Below are 14,511 nucleotides of genomic sequence, written 5' to 3'. Positions count from 1 at the left end.
GTCCGGCCGGAGACATCCGGGCTGACCCCCCACCCGGCCCCCGGATTAACCGTTCGCGCCCCTCAGGGGTGCGCGGCTAGCGTCCGGCGGGTGTCCCGCACCGTGACCCTGGTCCTGGTCGACGCCGACGGCCGCCCGCTCGGCGCCCTGCCCCCGTACGAGGTGCCGGAGCCGTGGTGGCAGGAGGTCGGCTCGGTCGTCGACGGGGCCCGCCGCCGGTACGGCGTCGACGTGGCCGTGCTGCGGCTGCTCACCGGCGACCGACCCGCACCGCCCGGCGGCCACGTCACCTACCTCGGCCAGGTCACCGAGCCGCCCGCCGTACCCCTGACCCCGGCGCCGGTGGACCTCACACCGCACCCGCTGCGCGCCCCGTACGCGGAGCCTGGCGGCCCGGCCCGCAGCGTCGCCTGGGCCACGAGGGAGCTGCGCCGGCTCGGCCGGCCGGTGACCGCCGTGGCGCAGCAGCGCACCTGGAACCTGTCGGCCATCTGGCGCCTCGACGGGCCGGCCGGCACCGCCTGGCTCAAGCAGGTGCCCGCGTTCTTCCGGCACGAGGCGGCCGTGCTGCGCTGGCTGGCCACCGCCGCGCCCACGACCGCCCCCACCCTGCTCGCCGCCGACGGCACGGGCCGGATGCTGCTCGACCACGTGCCCGGCGAGGACCGCTACGGCGCCGACGAGGCCGAACGCGCCGCCGTCGCCGCCGAGCACCACGCCGTCCAGCTCCGCGCCGCCGGCGAGGCCGCCGCGCTGGTCGCGGCCGGCGTACCCGATCGACGCGGACCGGCCCTGGCCCGCTGGATCCGCGACCGGCTGGCCCCGCACGACCCGACCGTGGCCGCCGACCTGCTGGCGGGCCTCGACGACCGGCTCGACCAGGTCCGCGACTGCGGCCTGCCCGACACCCTCGTCCACGGCGACCTGCACCCCGGCAACGTGCGCGGCGACGGCCTCCGGCGGACCGTCATCGACTGGGGCGACGCGTTCGTCGGCCACCCCGCCTTCGACATCCTGCGCCTCACCGAGACGCTCGACCCGCCCGTCGCCGGCCGGCTGCGCGACGCCTGGGCGGCGCGCTGGCGGGCCGACGTGCCGGGCAGCGCCCCCGAGCGCGCCGTCGAGCTGCTCCGCCCGGTCGCCGAGCTGCGGCTGGCCGCCGTGTACGCGATGTTCCTCGCCGGCATCGAGCCGGGCGAGCACCCCTACCACCGCGGCGACGTGCCGGCCTACCTGTCCCGGGCCGCCGCAGCGATCTGACGCACCGAGATCCACAGCTCGGCGTCGGCGGTCTTCCCGTCCGCCGACACCCGCACCTTCGAGATCTCCGGCCCGGGGCGGCTCTCATACGGGTTGGACGGGAACCACTGGGTGAACACGTCCCGCCACAGGTACTGCACCGCCTGCGGGAACGCCCCCGACACGGTGAACACCGCCCACGAGCCCGCCGCCACCGGCAGCCGGTCGAGGTCCGCCGGCACGTCCCCGCCGGTCACCACCGCGTGCCAGTAGTCCAACTCGGTGCCCTCGGCCCGGGAGCCGGCCAGGTCGTCGCTGACGTTGACGATGCCGCCCGGCTCCTGGTCGGACAGCGCCTCGATGCGGCGTACCACCGCCGGGTCGAGGCCCTTGATGAACGCCACGATGTGCGGGTTCATCCCCTCGTGGACCAGTGGCACCCGGGCCTTCACCCCGGCGAGGGTGAAGGCGTCCTTGGTCACGATCCGGTAGTCCATGCTGGTGCTCCCTTCGATGACGAGCCGGAAGGACATCCGGGGCTGCGACCGCAGCACCGCCCCGGTGCGCCGGGCCTCGGCCGGGCCGACCCCGTGCACCGCGCGGAACGCCCGGGCGAACGCCTCGTTCGAGCCGTACCCCCAGCGGACCGCCACGTCGAGCAGCGAGGTCTCGCCCGCGAGGACCTCGGCCCCGGCCACGGTGAGCCGGCGACGGCGCACGTACTCCGACAGCGGCATCCCGGCCAGGACCGAGAACAGCCGCCGGAAGTGGTGCTCCGACGTGCAGGCGATCCGGGCCAGCCCGGCCACGTCGAGCGGTTGGTCGAGGTGGCGTTCGAGATGGTCCATGGCCTGGTTCAGCCGCTCCAGCACCCGGTGCTCCTTCCGTTGACGCCATCGACGCTAGGCATCCACGATCCACCCCACCCGACCCCACCGAACCCGATCCGATCGGTTGGCCGTCCGGTGGCGCGGGTGTCGCATCATGGCCTCGTGATCATGCGGAAGCGACGCCACAAGAAGAAGGACCGGGACTGGTGCAACTGCGACCTGCCCGACTGTGACGGCCCCGGCTGCTGCGACCTCGGCCTCTTCTCGCTGCTGCTGACCCTCGGCTCGGTCGCCGCCGGTGTCGTGCGCCGGCCCGCCGTGGACCGCGCCGGCCGCGCCGCCATCCTCGGCTACCGGCGTTGGCTGTCGCACCGCTGGCCCGCCCAGTGCCGCTATACCCCCACGTGCAGCGCCTACGGCCTGGCGGCGGTGGAGAGGTACGGCCTCGCGGTGGGTGGGCGACTGGCCGCCGAGCGGGTGCGCCGGTGCCGGCCCGACGTCCCGCACGGCACCCACGACCCGTTGCGCTGACGCCTCAGCCCAGTCGCGCCGGGCCGCCGAACACGACCGGGATGCCGGGGGAGTAGAGGACGCTCACCGGCGGCCCGGCCGGCGGCGGCAACCCGGCGGCGGTGACCAGCTCGTCGTCCAGGTGCAGCAGCTCGGCCCGGTGCAACGGCCACCGGGGATGCCAGTTCGGCAGGTGCACGGTGCGCCCGTACGCCCGGGTGTGCAGGCCCCAGCGGGCGGTGAGGAAGTGCTCCAGCGGCGTCGGGTCGGCGATGGGCTCACCGACCCGGACCGCCATCCGGCTCGACGCCCCGGCCGGGCCGGGCCAGCGGCGCCGGCAGCGGTAGGTGAGGCGGTCCCCGTCCCGCTCCAGCCGCATGGCCGACCACTTGTACGGCAGCCGCAGGCTCAGCTGCGCGACCAGCACCGGCACCAGCCGGGACGCGTCGAGCGAGCGGAACACGACCGCGCGCCGCCCCGTGCCGTCGACGGAATACAGCCGGACGTTGGTCTCCCAGAACGTGCCGAAGTACGGCACGCCCGGTCCCCGCCCGAGACCGAGCCCGACCATCCGGAACCCGATCAGCCCGACGTAGCTGACCCCGTCGAGCGTGTCCGGGCGGGTGCCGGCCGGCAGCAGCGGCGCGACGACCTCCGGCGCGACCGCCCAGTGCAGGAAGGTGAGATCCCGCCAGCGCTGCCGCAGCCAGGCGCGCGGGAACGCCCGGACGGGCGCGCAGTCGACCGGCTCGATATCCACCCACCCATCGTGCCGTCTTCGACCGTCAGGCGAGGAACGCCAGCAGGTGTCGCAGTGTCTCGTCGGGCGCCTCCTCGGGCAGGAAGTGCCCGGCCGCCACCGGCCCGCCCTCGACCTGATCCGCCCAGGCCCGCCACACCTCGAGGGGCTGGTACCAGGTCGCCACCGGGCCGGCGTGCCCCCAGAGCGCCAGCACCGGGCAGCCGATCCGCCGCCGGCCCCGGTCGGCCCGGTCGTGCTCGTAGTCCAGGGTCGCCGCGGCCCGGTACTGCTCGCAGATCGCGTGGATCGCCTCCGGCCTGCCGAGCTTCGCCACGTATTCCGCCCGCACCGCCGCGGGGAAGGCGTCGGGCACCTCCGACAGGTCGTCGAGCATGTGGTCGACGATGACCTCCGGGGCCCGCGCGACCAGCCGCTCCGGCACCGGCTCGGGCGCGGCCAGGAACGACCACAGCCAGAAGCCCAGGCTGAAGGCCCTGTCGGCGCGGTCGAACGCGTCGCCGGTGGGCACGATGTCGAGCACCGCGAGGCGGCTCACCGCGTCCGGATGGTCCAGCGCCATCCGGTACGCGCACCGCCCGCCCCGATCGTGGCCCACCACGGCGAACCGGTCGTAGCCCAGCAGGCGCATGACCTCGACCTGCTCGGCGGCCACCGACCGCATGCTGTACGGGGCGTGGTCCGGCGCGCTGGGCGGCGCGCCGCTGTCGCCGAAGCCCCGCAGGTCGGTGGCGACCACGGTGAACCGCTCCGCGAGCCGCGGCGCCACCCGGTGCCACATGAGGTGCGTCTCGGGCATGCCGTGCAGCAGCAGCACCGGCGGACCAGCACCACCTTTGCGTCCGTGGATGGTCGTGCCGGTGGTGGTGATGTCCAGGTCCGCGAAGCCCTCGAACACCGCAACCGCCTCCTCGCGCCCCACAGGTGGCCCGGCCCGGACCGCACCGGTCAGGTCCGCCATGAACCCCACCGGTGCAACGACCCGAGGCGCCCGGTCGCGTCGGCTCTACTCCGGCCGGTGGCAGACCGCCTCGACGTTGTTGCCGTCCGGGTCCCGGACGAACGCCCCGAAGTAGGTCGGGTGGTATTCCGGCCACACCCGCGGGGCGTGCAGCACCTCGGCGCCGGCCGCCACCGCGGCGTCGTGGAACGCCTGCACGACGGCCCGGTCCGGGGCCGTGAAGGCGATGTGCGCCTCCAGCGGCGCGCCCGCCTCGGGGGGCGCGGGCACCAGCCAGAAGTCGGGACTGTCGACCCCGTAGCCGATCGGGCCCGGCTCCATGATCCGGCGACCGCCCAGCGGGGCGAGCACCGCGTCGTAGAAGGCCGCGCTGGCCAGCAGGTCACGCACCATGACGGAGAAATGGTCGAGCACGTCGCCTCCCAGCGATCGTCGATGACCGCGCCAGGCTACGAGCCGCCTATGACACTTCCCGCCGGCCGGACCCAGGGTGGCGGCGGCCCGACCGGGCCATCGTGCCTGGCCTCACAGGTGCTGGCGGAACGTCAGGCTGACCTGCTGTGATGTGCCCATGGGGGAGTCCGACGCGCGGCGCACCGTCGAGGCGGTGTGGCGGATGGAGTCCGCCCGGGTCGTGGCCGGCATCGCGGCCCTGGTCCGCGACGTCGGCCTGGCCGAGGAGCTCGCCCAGGACGCCCTCGTCGCCGCGCTGGAGCAGTGGCCACGAGACGGCGTCCCGGCCAACCCGGGAGCCTGGCTGACCACCGTCGGCAAACGCCGGGCCATCGACATGCTGCGCCGCACCCAGACCCAGCAGCGCACGCTCGCCGAACTCGGTCGCGACCTCGACGAGCAGGTCACCCCCGACTTCGACGCCGCCCTCGACGAGCACATCGAGGACGACCTGCTGCGGCTGATCTTCGTGGCCTGCCACCCGATCCTGTCGCCGATCGCCCGCGCCGCGCTCACCCTGCGGCTGGTCGGCGGCCTCACCACCGGCGAGATCGCCCGCGCCTTCCTCACCACCGAACCCACCGTCGGGCAGCGGATCACCCGCGCCAAGCAGACCCTCGCCGCCGCGAAGATCCCGTTCGAGGTGCCCGGCCCGGCCGAGCGGGCCGACCGCCTCGACTCGGTCCTCGAGGTCGTCTACCTCATCTTCAACGAGGGCTACTCGGCCACCGCCGGCGACGACTGGATGCGCCCCACCCTCTGCCAGGAGGCGCTGCGCCTGGTCCGGCTGCTCCAGGGGCTCATGCCGGACGACCCCGAGGTGCACGGGCTCGCCGCGCTGCTGGAGATCCAGGCGTCCCGCACCCGCGCCCGCACCGGCCCCGACGGCACGCCGATCCTCCTCAACGACCAGGACCGCAGCCGCTGGGATCAGTGGCTCATCCGGCGCGGCCTCGCCGCCCTCGACCGGGCCCGCACCGACCACCCCGGCCCGTACGCCCTCCAGGCCGAGATCGCCGCCTGCCACGCGCGGGCGCGTACCCCGGAGGAGACCGACTGGGCGCGGATCGCCACCCTCTACGCGGAGCTGGCCCGGCTCGTGCCCTCGCCCGTGGTGGAGCTGAACCGGGCCGTCGCCGTCGCCCAGGCCGACGGGCCCGCGGCCGGCCTGGAACTGGCCCGGGAGCTGGAGTCCGAGCCGGCGCTGGCCGGCTACCACCTGCTGCCCAGCGTGGTCGGCGACCTGCTGTTCAAGCTGGGCCGGCACGCGGAGGCGCGGGCCGAGTTCGAGCGGGCGGCCGCGCTCACCGGCAACGCCCGCGAGCGGGCTCTGTTGCTCGACCGGGCCGCCGCCTGCGGCTCGTAAAAAATCTTGAAAGCTCATGTCGGATCCCGGTCGCCCCGATCGACGCGTCAGTGAGAACCGATGACGAGGAGATCGAGATGACCAGTACGACGCTCACCCGGGCCGGGACCGCACGGGGGGTCTCGACCACCACCCTGCTGGCCGCGGGCGCCGCGGCCGGGCCGCTGTTCCTCGGCCTGGGCCTCGCCCAGGCGTTCACCCGCGACGGCTTCGACCTGAGCCGGCAGCCGCTCAGCCTGCTCGCCCTCGGTGAGCACGGCTGGCTCCAGATCGCCAACTTCGTCGTCTCCGGGCTGCTGGCCCTCGCCGGGGCGGCCGGCTTCCGCCGGGCGCTGCGCGGCGGGCCCGCCGGGACGTGGGGGCCGGCGCTGGTCGCGGTGCTCGGCGTCGGGCTGATCGTCGCCGGGTTGCTCCGCGCCGACCCGAGCATGGGCTGGCCGGCCGGCGCGCCGGAGGGCAACCCCGAGACGATGAGCTGGCACTCCTACGGCCACGGGGTCGGGGCGATGCTCTCGTTCGGCTCGCTCACCGTCGCCTGCCTGGTCTTCGCCCGCCGCTTCGGGCGGGTGGGCGCGCTGTCGTCGATCCTCGTCGCCGTGGCGACGGTCGCCGTCATGGCCTGGCCCGATCAGAGCAGCATGAGCGTCCGGATGGTGCTCGGCTCGGCCCTGGTCTTCGGTTGGCTCACCGCGGTTTCCCTGCACATGATCACCGAGAGGAAGCACTGAGATGCGATTCATGATGATGCACAAGCTGGACGAGGCCGTCCCCGGCAACTTCGAGCCGACCCCGGAGTTCATGAAGTCGATGGGCGCCTACATGGAGGAGGTCGCGAAGGCCGGCATCCTGGTGGCCGCCGAGGGGCTGTGCAAGAGCAGCGAGGAGTCCGCGCGGATCACCGCGACCAAGGGGAAGAAGACCGTCACCGACGGGCCGTTCACCGAGACCAAGGAGCTGATCGCCGGCTTCGGGCTGGTCGAGGTCCGGTCCAAGGAGGAGGCGGTCGAGTGGGCGAAGCGGTTCGTCGACGTCTTCACCGAGCACGGCATCGACGTCGAGGTGGACGTGCGGCGGGTCAGTGAGGGACCTCACGAGGGCTGACGGCGAATCCGGGCGCCCGGCGGTCACACCGCCGGGCGCCCGGCCGTCTCCCGGGCATGACTGCATGGGTACGTGGCACGGCCGCCCTGCTCGGCGCGGCGTCACTGGTCGTCGGGGTGTGGGCGCTGACCCGGGCGGATTCGTTCAGCTCGGCGGTGAATTTCCCGCCGCACGAGCACTTCGTGCACGACGTCGGGGCGTTCCAGCTGGGCATCGGGGCGACCCTGCTGCTGGCGCTCATCTGGGCCGACGCCGTGGCGGTCGCGCTGGCCGGCTACGTCGTCGGCGCGGCGGCACACACCGTGTCGCACATCGTCGACGCCGACCTGGGCGGCAGCGCGGCCCAGACCTGGCTGGTCCTGCTGTCGGCACTCCTCGCGCTGGCCGCGCTGGTCGCCCGGCTGCGGCAGCTCGGCTGGGTGGTCGGGTACGTCGATCCCGCGCCGGCGCCCGGCTGGGCGCCGCTGGTGCGGCAGAAGACCGTGGTGCTCACGACGTTCAAGCGGGACGGGACCGCCGTGCCGACGGCCGTGAGCGTGGCGGTGGCGGGGGAGCGGGCGTACGTGCGCAGCTTCGAGAAGGCGTGGAAGACCCGGCGGATCCGCAACAACCCGCACGTGACGCTGGCACCGTCGACGGCCCTGGGCAAGCCGACCGGGGCGGCGGTCGAGGCGGTGGCGCGGCGGTTGAGCGGGACCGAGTACCGGGCGGCGAGCCGTGCGCTGGTCCGCAAGCACCCGCTGCTGCACGGCGTGCTCGTGCCGCTGACGCACCGGTTCGGGCGGGCGCGGACCGGCCGCACCGTGCACTTCGAGCTGACTGCACGCTGAAGGTATATACGCGAGGTATACGCTCAGGGTATGGTGACGCCATGAGCGTTCCCATGACCCTCCTTGGCCTGCTCGAACGGGAGCCCAGCCACGGCTACGACCTCAAGCGCGACTACGACGCCTTCTTCAGCCGGGGGAAGCCACTGCCGTTCGGGCAGGTCTACGCGACCCTGAGCCGGCTCGCCCGCGACGGCAAGATCGTGATCGGCGAGGTCGAGCCGGGCGTCGGCCCGGAGCGCAAGCGCTACGTGATCACCGAGCGGGGCGCCACCGAGGTCGAGTCGTGGCTGACCGAGCCGGTCCCGGCCGAGCCGAACCTGCAGACGGTCCTGTTCACCAAGGTCGTGCTGGCGCTCATGCTCGGCCGGCCCGCCGAGGAGTACCTCGACCGCCAGCGCGCCGCCCACCTGGGCCGGATGAAGGAACTCACCGACATCAAGCGCTCCGGCTCGCTGGTCGACGCCATGCTCGCCGACCACGGCCTGTTCCACCTCGAAGCCGACCTGCACTGGATCGACACCACGGCCGCCCGGCTGGACGCGCTCGCCAAGGAGGTACGGGGATGACGGCCGTCGAGGCACGGGACGTGGTGCTGTCCTTCGGAGAGACTCCGGCGCTGCGCGGGGCGACCGTCGCGGTGGCGCCGGGCGAGATCGTCGCCATCATGGGCCCGAGCGGCTCCGGGAAGTCCACCCTGCTGCACTGCCTGGCCGGGATCCTGGTGCCGGACACCGGCGAGATCCACTTCGACGGCCGTCGCATCGACACCCTCAACGAGAACCAGCGCAGCATCCTGCGCCGGGACCGGTTCGGCTTCGTGTTCCAGTCCGGGCAGCTCGTGCCGGAGCTGACCGCCGAGGAGAACGTCGCGCTGCCGCTGCTGCTCAACGGCATGAAGCGGGCCGCCGCGCTGAAGGAGGCGCGGCCCTGGTTCGAGCGGCTCGACCTGACCGGGCTGGAGCGGCGCCGCTCCGGGGAGCTGTCCGGCGGCCAGGCGCAACGGGTCGCACTGGCCCGCGGCCTGGTCGCCCGGCCCGGCGCGCTGTTCGCCGACGAGCCGACCGGCGCCCTCGATTCGCTGACCGGCGAGCAGGTCATGGACCTCCTGGTCTCCTCGGCCCGCGACGAGGGCACGACGGTCGTGCTCGTCACCCACGACGCTCGGGTCGCCGCGTACGCCGACCGGCAGGTCATCGTGCGCGACGGCAAGGTGAACGCGCTGGTGTCCGCATGATCCGGTTCGCGATCCGGCTGTCCCTGGCCGGCGGGCGCGAGGCCGCCACCCGGCTCGTCGTCATCGCCGCCGCCGTGGCGCTCGGCGTCGGCATGCTGCTCACCACGCTGGCCGGCATGAACGCGGTCGACGCGCAGAACCAGCGGTACGCCTGGCTCAACACCGCCGTCGCCCCGGCGTCGGCCGACCCGTCGGCGGAGCCGATGTGGTGGCTCGTCCGGGAGGACTACTTCCACGGCCGGTCCATCGGCCGGGTCGAGGTCGCGGCGACCGGGCCGGACGCGCCCGTCCCGCCGGGCATCCCGGAGTTGCCCGGGCCGGGCCAGTTCTACGTCTCGCCCGCCCTCGGTGAGCTGCTGCGCGCCACCCCGGCCGCGGAACTCGGCGACCGCTTCCCCGGCCGGGACGTCGGCACCATCGGCCGGGAGGCGCTGCCCTCGCCGGACTCGCTGCTGATCGTCATCGGCCGCACGCCGGCCGACCTGGAGCAGCTCGGAGCCCGCAAGGTCACCCAGATCATGACCACGTCACCGAGCGTGTGCAGCCGCGGCTGCTACGTCGGCATCAACCACGACGGCATGGCCCTCGTGCTGTCCATCGTCGCCGCCGCGCTGCTCTTCCCGGTGCTCATCTTCATCGGCACCGCGACCCGGCTGGCCGCGACCCGGCGGGAACAGCGCTTCGCCGCCATGCGGCTGATCGGCGCCACCCCGCGACAGATCTCCCTCATCTCGGCCGTCGAGTCGACCCTCGCCGCCGTGGCCGGCACCCTCGCCGGGTTCGGCCTGTTCCTCGCGGCCCGGCCCGGCATCGCCGCGATCCCGTTCACCGGCGAGCCGTTCTTCACCAGCGACCTGTCGCTCACCGCCGTCGACGTGCTGGCCGTCGCGCTCGGCATCCCGCTCGGCGCCGTCGTGGCCTCCTGGCTGGCGCTGCGCCGGGTGCAGATCTCCCCGCTGGGCGTCGCGCGCCGGGTCACCCCGAAACCCCCGCGCGCCTGGCGGCTGATCCCGCTGGTCGCCGGGCTCGTCGAGCTGGCGTACTTCGTCGGCCGGCGCCCGCACACGACCAACGGGCAGCTCACCGCGTACCTCTCGGGGTTCCTGCTGATCCTGGTCGGGCTGGTGCTGGCCGGTCCGTGGCTGACCATGGCCGGCGCGCGGGTGCTGGCCGGGCGGGCGAGCCGGCCGGCGGCGCTCATCGCCGGGCGGCGCCTCGCCGACAACCCCCGGGCCGGCTTCCGGTCGGTCAGCGGGCTGATCGTGGCGCTCTTCGTGACCAGCGTCGCCACCGGCATCATCACCACCTACGTGGCCAACCGGGGCGAGCCGCGCACCGACTCGGTGGCCGCCACGTCCCTGTCTCTCTCGTTCCCGCACGAGGACGGCCCCGCACCGACCGCGGACCAGATCCCGGCCGGGCTCGCGACGATCCCGGGGGTACGCAGCGTGACCCTGGTCCGCGCCAATCCCGTCGACACACCACCCCCGCTCAAGGTGAACGGGACGGAATCGCCCGCCTATCGATGGTGGTGGCCGGGCGTCATCACCTGCGCCGAGCTGGACCGGCTGGCGGTGTTCGGCAGCTGCCCCGCCGGCGCGCGGGTCGTGGCCGTGGCCGACGACCTGATCGGCGAGCGCGCGTGGGACCTGACCAACGACAGCTACGTCTGGGCGGCCGCCGACCTGGACCCGGCGCAGGTCGAGCGGCAACCGATCCGCTCGGTGGTCGTCAACACCACCAGCCGCGCCGCGTTCGAGCAGGCCCGGACCATGCTGATCAACGCGTTCCCGGCGATGCGGTTCCCGAACAGCATCGCCGAGTGGGAGTCGGACTCGGCACGGCTGATGATCCAGTTCCAGCAGCTGGCCAACGTGATCATGCTGGCCAGCCTGCCGATCGCGGGTTGCAGCCTGGCGGTGAGCGTGGCCGGCGGGCTGAGCGACCGGAAGCGGCCGTTCAGCATGCTGCGGCTCACCGGGGTGCAGCTACGCACGCTGCGGGGGGTGGTGGCGCTGGAGACCGTCGTGCCGCTGCTGCTCGTCGCGGCCGTGGCCATCGGGATGGGGTTCCTGGCGGCGCACCTGTTCCTGCGGGCGCAGCTCGGCTACACGCTGCTCGCGCCGGACGGGTCGTTCTACCTGATGGTCGCCGGTGGGCTGGCGGTGTCGCTGGCGATCGTCGCCTCGACGCTGCCGCTGCTGCGCCGGATCACCGGCCCGGAGACGGCCCGCAACGAGTAAGCCCACCCCGGGCGGCGGTTGCACCTCACGCGACCGATGAGGTGCAACCGCGGCCCGGGTTACCGACATGTGCCACTGCGTGCAGCCGGCAGCTGGCCGACAAGCCCGGCCCCACCGCGGCGCTCAGGATGTGCAGGAGGGTGGGTCGTACTGGGTCGCCTCGAAAAGCTTCTCGGTCTCGGGAGGGTTGGGGATACCGCCTGTGCGTGGGATCGGTTCGGCGCCGAACACCCGTAGGAAGAAATTGATCACATTGGCGATGATCGCCGGGATCGTATAGCCCACGTTGTAGCTCATGTCGATCGTCAGGCTGGCACCGCGACAGCCGATGTCCCTGGTCCCCGGCGCGGCTGGGAAGAACTGGTCCAGTGCCGACCCCCGCGCGACTCCGGTCGAGACGGTCAGCGCGACGTTGAGCCCGGCGGAGAAGCCGGCCGCGCCGAATCCGATGCTGAATTGAGTCTTGAAGGCAAGCAGCATGCCGTTGGCACCGACCGACGGGCCCCTGATCGAGTCGATGAGGCTGCTTCTGATGAACGGCCCTTGGACCTTGTGCAGGCCCCACGATCCGTTGCGGTATCCGAAGCCGACGGCACCGTTGATCGCGTACTCGCCGGCCGCCTTGACGTTGCCGTCCTTGGCGCTGAAGGCGGTCTTGACGAGCACGGTCTGGGTGACCGTGAACGAGAAGGGAACCCCCAGCACAAGTCCCACCGGGACGCTGAAGTCAACCGGGACCGTGAACTGCCGGTCGATCTGTCGGGCGGTGCCGACCTTGCTGGCACCCTCAAGGTCAATCCTGAGCCCGCTACCCCCGAGCACCTGCAGTTCGGCCACGGTCACCCGGCCGTCGGAGACTGCCAGGTGGAACCTGGCCCGTGGCTTGTCCATGAGCACCATGAAGGACCCGAAGATCCGGATCTCGCTGTCGTCGTACGTCAGGTCGGCCCCCACCCCACCGCGGCAACACTTCGGCACCACGGTGAAGCCGTTGGACCGGGTGTTCTTCGGTGCGCCGGTGGCCGGGCGAGGCATCTCCACCCGTTCCTTGTCCCCCGGCCCGGGGGCTGGAGCCTCACCGAGAGCACCCTCGGTGAATGCCGCGGGGCGCACCACCGCACCGGCGGAGACCGGCGCGGCGGCGGGTGCCGCGGTAGCCGGAGCCGCCGCGGCGACGGCGGCCTCATCGGTCCAGGGCGCCCCCTCCGAGCTGTACGAAATGGCGTTGTCCAGCTCGACGGGCTGCTCGCCGACGAAGGTCCCGTCGCGGATGACCTCGGTGAACTCGACCGGCGCGATGGTGACGGCGATCGCGTCGCCGGCGCGCTGGGCGTCGACGACCCGGCCGACACCACGGGAGGTCACGAACATGACCTTGCCCGGGGAGAGCTTCGACGCCCCTGTCGCCTTGGCGTCGATCGTCCAGGTCAGGCCGTCGGCGGTGACCGAGCGGACGGCATCCGCCCCACCCCCGATCAGGACAACGTCCGGCTGGTAGGTGACATCCCTGTGCGGCCGCGGAGCGAGCCCGTAGCGGAACTCGTTCTCGGTGAGTTCGGTACCGGCCACGGCGTAGCCGGAAGTCCTGCCCGGGGCCGGGCCGGAGCCACCGGTTCGGCCGGCACTGCAACCGGAACCGGCGAGCATCACCGCGACCAGACCAGCCGCAATCCATCTACGCATCTGCCCACAAGCCCTTTCCGCCCGCGTACGCCACAGCGCTGGATCAGACTCGGGTGGCCACGGTTCGCGCCAGCTCTTGCATCGGCTTGCGGTACTTCGCCGGATCGTCGAGCCGCACCAGGTGAATCGACACCCAGACACCGGACTTGCTGAAAAAGACCCAACCGTCTTCGACGAAGGCTTCATCACCGAGGCCGGACACCGGGTCCAGCTTGTGACCGAGCTGCCGATCGATGTCCAGCTGCTTTTTCGCGCCATCGCCGACGTAGACCTCCACCTGTGCGGTCGGTCCGGTGACCGGCCCGGTGTAGGTGCATGACACCGGCGCGGCCACCCCGTCCTGCAGCGCCGTGCCGGCCAGCTTCTCCGCCTCCTGTTTGGACACGAGGGAACAGGGGTCGGTCATCGTCCGGCTCGGCGCCGCGGTGGCCTGCTCGGTCGGCGCTGCGACTGCCACCTCGCTCGCCGGCGTAGCGGGTCGCGCCCCAGTTGGAGCGGCGGGGCCGGTTTCCGGCCGCGAGCAGGCGGCCAGGCCAACGAGCGCGACCAGAGGCAGGGCGAGGACGGCCAGGTACGGGCGGGGCCGGGTGCACCTCATGGGTACCAACTCCTCGGTACGACCGGGCACGGGCCTACACCTGGCCCTGCAGGGCCTTGCCCAGCCGCAGTGCGACGTCCTTGCGTTTGTCCGGGTCGCTGATGCTCGCCTTGATCCCGCAGAAGTCGCCGCTTCGGCACGGGAACCACAGCTCGCCGTAGCCGTTGTCGTAGGTGGCGCCGTCGCCGAATCCGCTCACCGGCTCACCGATCTCGGCTACGGCCTCGTACTGGGCCTTGGGCAGCACGGTCGCGTGGATCGCCTCGACGAGACCGTCCTTGGCGCCTGAGGTCGCCGTCCAGACGCATCCGCCGAGCTCGTAGTCGTGCTGGCCGCCGTCATTCGGGCCGATCACCTCGCTGACCTCGCTCTTGGTGAGGCGTCCGCATTCGTCGCCCTTCGCCTGGGTCACGGCACTGACAGAGTCGTCCGTACCCGGCGTCTCCGCCGAGGTGGAAGAACCCGAACCGCCGTCACTTCCGCACGCCACGACCATGGCGAGCGCACCGCCGACGATCGCGACCTGTCCGAGCCTGAGAATCTTCATCGGTCATCCCTTCGCCACGGGCTCCCTGGCAGCCCATGGCTGGACTTCACCATGATCAAGGCGCGCGGTCACGAGTAGTCGACTACCTGTTGTTCCGCGAGCAGCGGCGCGGAGGCACGCGTCTCAGGGTGCTTGCGGCGGTCCTCAGGAGGCTCC

At 72.9% G+C, this 14,511-nt stretch carries 16 protein-coding genes; 9 read left to right on the top strand and 7 right to left on the bottom strand.

The window, feature by feature from the left end; translation table 11 throughout:
• Nucleotides 1–90 precede the first annotated feature (90 nt).
• A complete protein-coding gene (locus RMN56_RS06225; RefSeq protein WP_313722881.1) occupies nt 91–1,260 on the top strand; it encodes an aminoglycoside phosphotransferase family protein in 1,170 nt (389 codons plus the stop codon).
• Here the strand turns inward: RMN56_RS06225 and RMN56_RS06220 are convergent.
• On the bottom strand, nt 1,230–2,111 hold the full coding sequence (locus tag RMN56_RS06220) for an AraC family transcriptional regulator (RefSeq protein WP_313722880.1): 882 nt from the start codon (nt 2,109–2,111) through the stop codon (nt 1,230–1,232). The genes RMN56_RS06225 and RMN56_RS06220 overlap by 31 nt on opposite strands.
• 126 nt (nt 2,112–2,237) lie before the next feature.
• Here RMN56_RS06220 and yidD point away from each other — a divergent pair, with 126 nt between their 5' ends.
• Nucleotides 2,238–2,600 carry a membrane protein insertion efficiency factor YidD gene (gene yidD, locus RMN56_RS06215; RefSeq protein WP_313722879.1) on the top strand — a complete coding sequence of 121 codons (363 nt, stop codon included), beginning with the start codon at nt 2,238–2,240 and terminating at the stop codon, nt 2,598–2,600.
• Between the two features lie 4 nt (nt 2,601–2,604).
• On the opposite strand, the gene RMN56_RS06210 is transcribed toward yidD, so the two are convergent.
• From RMN56_RS06210 to RMN56_RS06200, 3 genes are read right to left on the bottom strand one after another with little or no spacing between them, the layout of a single operon-like run.
• Nucleotides 2,605–3,339: a YqjF family protein gene (locus RMN56_RS06210; RefSeq protein WP_313722878.1), complete on the bottom strand. Its 735-nt coding sequence runs from the start codon at nt 3,337–3,339 to the stop codon at nt 2,605–2,607.
• A 25-nt stretch (nt 3,340–3,364) separates the two neighbouring features.
• Nucleotides 3,365–4,300, bottom strand: coding sequence for an alpha/beta fold hydrolase (locus RMN56_RS06205; protein ID WP_313722877.1), 936 nt, complete (start codon nt 4,298–4,300; stop codon nt 3,365–3,367).
• Nucleotides 4,301–4,345: 45 nt separating this feature from the next.
• A complete protein-coding gene (locus RMN56_RS06200) occupies nt 4,346–4,714 on the bottom strand; it encodes a VOC family protein (RefSeq protein ID WP_313722876.1) in 369 nt (122 codons plus the stop codon).
• A 157-nt stretch (nt 4,715–4,871) separates the two neighbouring features.
• Between RMN56_RS06200 and RMN56_RS06195 the strand changes: the two genes are divergently transcribed.
• The 7 genes from RMN56_RS06195 to RMN56_RS06165 all read left to right on the top strand — a co-directional run bounded on the left by RMN56_RS06195 (nt 4,872) and on the right by RMN56_RS06165 (nt 11,527).
• On the top strand, nt 4,872–6,119 hold the full coding sequence (locus tag RMN56_RS06195) for an RNA polymerase sigma factor (RefSeq protein ID WP_313722875.1): 1,248 nt from the start codon (nt 4,872–4,874) through the stop codon (nt 6,117–6,119).
• Between the two features lie 77 nt (nt 6,120–6,196).
• On the top strand, nt 6,197–6,847 hold the full coding sequence (locus tag RMN56_RS06190) for a DUF998 domain-containing protein (RefSeq protein ID WP_313722874.1): 651 nt from the start codon (nt 6,197–6,199) through the stop codon (nt 6,845–6,847).
• A gap of 1 nt (nt 6,848) precedes the next feature.
• On the top strand, nt 6,849–7,220 hold the full coding sequence (locus RMN56_RS06185; protein WP_262281714.1) for a YciI family protein: 372 nt from the start codon (nt 6,849–6,851) through the stop codon (nt 7,218–7,220).
• 56 nt (nt 7,221–7,276) lie between these two features.
• A complete protein-coding gene (locus RMN56_RS06180) occupies nt 7,277–8,050 on the top strand; it encodes a PPOX class F420-dependent oxidoreductase (RefSeq protein WP_313722873.1) in 774 nt (257 codons plus the stop codon).
• A gap of 41 nt (nt 8,051–8,091) precedes the next feature.
• Entirely contained in the window at nt 8,092–8,616 is a 525-nt protein-coding gene (locus RMN56_RS06175) for a PadR family transcriptional regulator (protein ID WP_313722872.1), read from the top strand.
• A complete protein-coding gene (locus RMN56_RS06170) occupies nt 8,613–9,284 on the top strand; it encodes an ABC transporter ATP-binding protein (RefSeq protein WP_313722871.1) in 672 nt (223 codons plus the stop codon). The genes RMN56_RS06175 and RMN56_RS06170 overlap by 4 nt, the downstream gene beginning before the upstream one ends.
• The gene (locus RMN56_RS06165; RefSeq protein WP_313722870.1) at nt 9,281–11,527 is read left to right on the top strand and encodes an FtsX-like permease family protein; all 2,247 of its coding nucleotides are present in this window, start codon (nt 9,281–9,283) and stop codon (nt 11,525–11,527) included. Before RMN56_RS06170 ends, RMN56_RS06165 begins: the two co-directional genes overlap by 4 nt.
• 123 nt (nt 11,528–11,650) lie before the next feature.
• Here RMN56_RS06165 and RMN56_RS06160 read toward each other — a convergent pair whose 3' ends face one another.
• From RMN56_RS06160 to RMN56_RS06150, 3 genes are all read right to left on the bottom strand, one after another.
• On the bottom strand, nt 11,651–13,174 hold the full coding sequence (locus RMN56_RS06160) for a hypothetical protein (protein WP_313722869.1): 1,524 nt from the start codon (nt 13,172–13,174) through the stop codon (nt 11,651–11,653).
• Nucleotides 13,175–13,253: 79 nt separating this feature from the next.
• Nucleotides 13,254–13,808, bottom strand: coding sequence for a DUF3558 family protein (locus RMN56_RS06155; protein WP_313722868.1), 555 nt, complete (start codon nt 13,806–13,808; stop codon nt 13,254–13,256).
• Between the two features lie 34 nt (nt 13,809–13,842).
• Entirely contained in the window at nt 13,843–14,355 is a 513-nt protein-coding gene (locus tag RMN56_RS06150; RefSeq protein WP_313722867.1) for a hypothetical protein, read from the bottom strand.
• Nucleotides 14,356–14,511 lie beyond the last annotated feature (156 nt).

The sequence above is a fragment of the Micromonospora halotolerans genome, assembly GCF_032108445.1.
Taxonomy (GTDB): Bacteria; Actinomycetota; Actinomycetes; order Mycobacteriales; family Micromonosporaceae; genus Micromonospora; species Micromonospora halotolerans.
The sequence above is the reverse complement of the archived record's forward strand: the minus strand, read 5'-3'. Positions and strand labels throughout refer to the sequence as shown.

Bases quoted from the DNA above. Each gene is read 5' to 3' on its own strand.
- yidD (WP_313722879.1), top strand. From the start codon at position 2,238: ATGCGGAAGCGACGCCACAAGAAGAAGGACCGGGACTGGTGCAACTGC.
- RMN56_RS06205 (WP_313722877.1), bottom strand. From the start codon at position 4,300: ATGGCGGACCTGACCGGTGCGGTCCGGGCCGGGCCACCTGTGGGGCGC.
- RMN56_RS06195 (WP_313722875.1), top strand. From the start codon at position 4,872: ATGGGGGAGTCCGACGCGCGGCGCACCGTCGAGGCGGTGTGGCGGATG.
- RMN56_RS06190 (WP_313722874.1), top strand. From the start codon at position 6,197: ATGACCAGTACGACGCTCACCCGGGCCGGGACCGCACGGGGGGTCTCG.
- RMN56_RS06185 (WP_262281714.1), top strand. From the start codon at position 6,849: ATGCGATTCATGATGATGCACAAGCTGGACGAGGCCGTCCCCGGCAAC.
- RMN56_RS06180 (WP_313722873.1), top strand. From the start codon at position 7,277: ATGACTGCATGGGTACGTGGCACGGCCGCCCTGCTCGGCGCGGCGTCA.
- RMN56_RS06175 (WP_313722872.1), top strand. From the start codon at position 8,092: ATGAGCGTTCCCATGACCCTCCTTGGCCTGCTCGAACGGGAGCCCAGC.
- RMN56_RS06170 (WP_313722871.1), top strand. From the start codon at position 8,613: ATGACGGCCGTCGAGGCACGGGACGTGGTGCTGTCCTTCGGAGAGACT.
- RMN56_RS06165 (WP_313722870.1), top strand. From the start codon at position 9,281: ATGATCCGGTTCGCGATCCGGCTGTCCCTGGCCGGCGGGCGCGAGGCC.
- RMN56_RS06160 (WP_313722869.1), bottom strand. From the start codon at position 13,174: ATGCTCGCCGGTTCCGGTTGCAGTGCCGGCCGAACCGGTGGCTCCGGC.
- RMN56_RS06155 (WP_313722868.1), bottom strand. From the start codon at position 13,808: ATGAGGTGCACCCGGCCCCGCCCGTACCTGGCCGTCCTCGCCCTGCCT.
- RMN56_RS06150 (WP_313722867.1), bottom strand. From the start codon at position 14,355: ATGAAGATTCTCAGGCTCGGACAGGTCGCGATCGTCGGCGGTGCGCTC.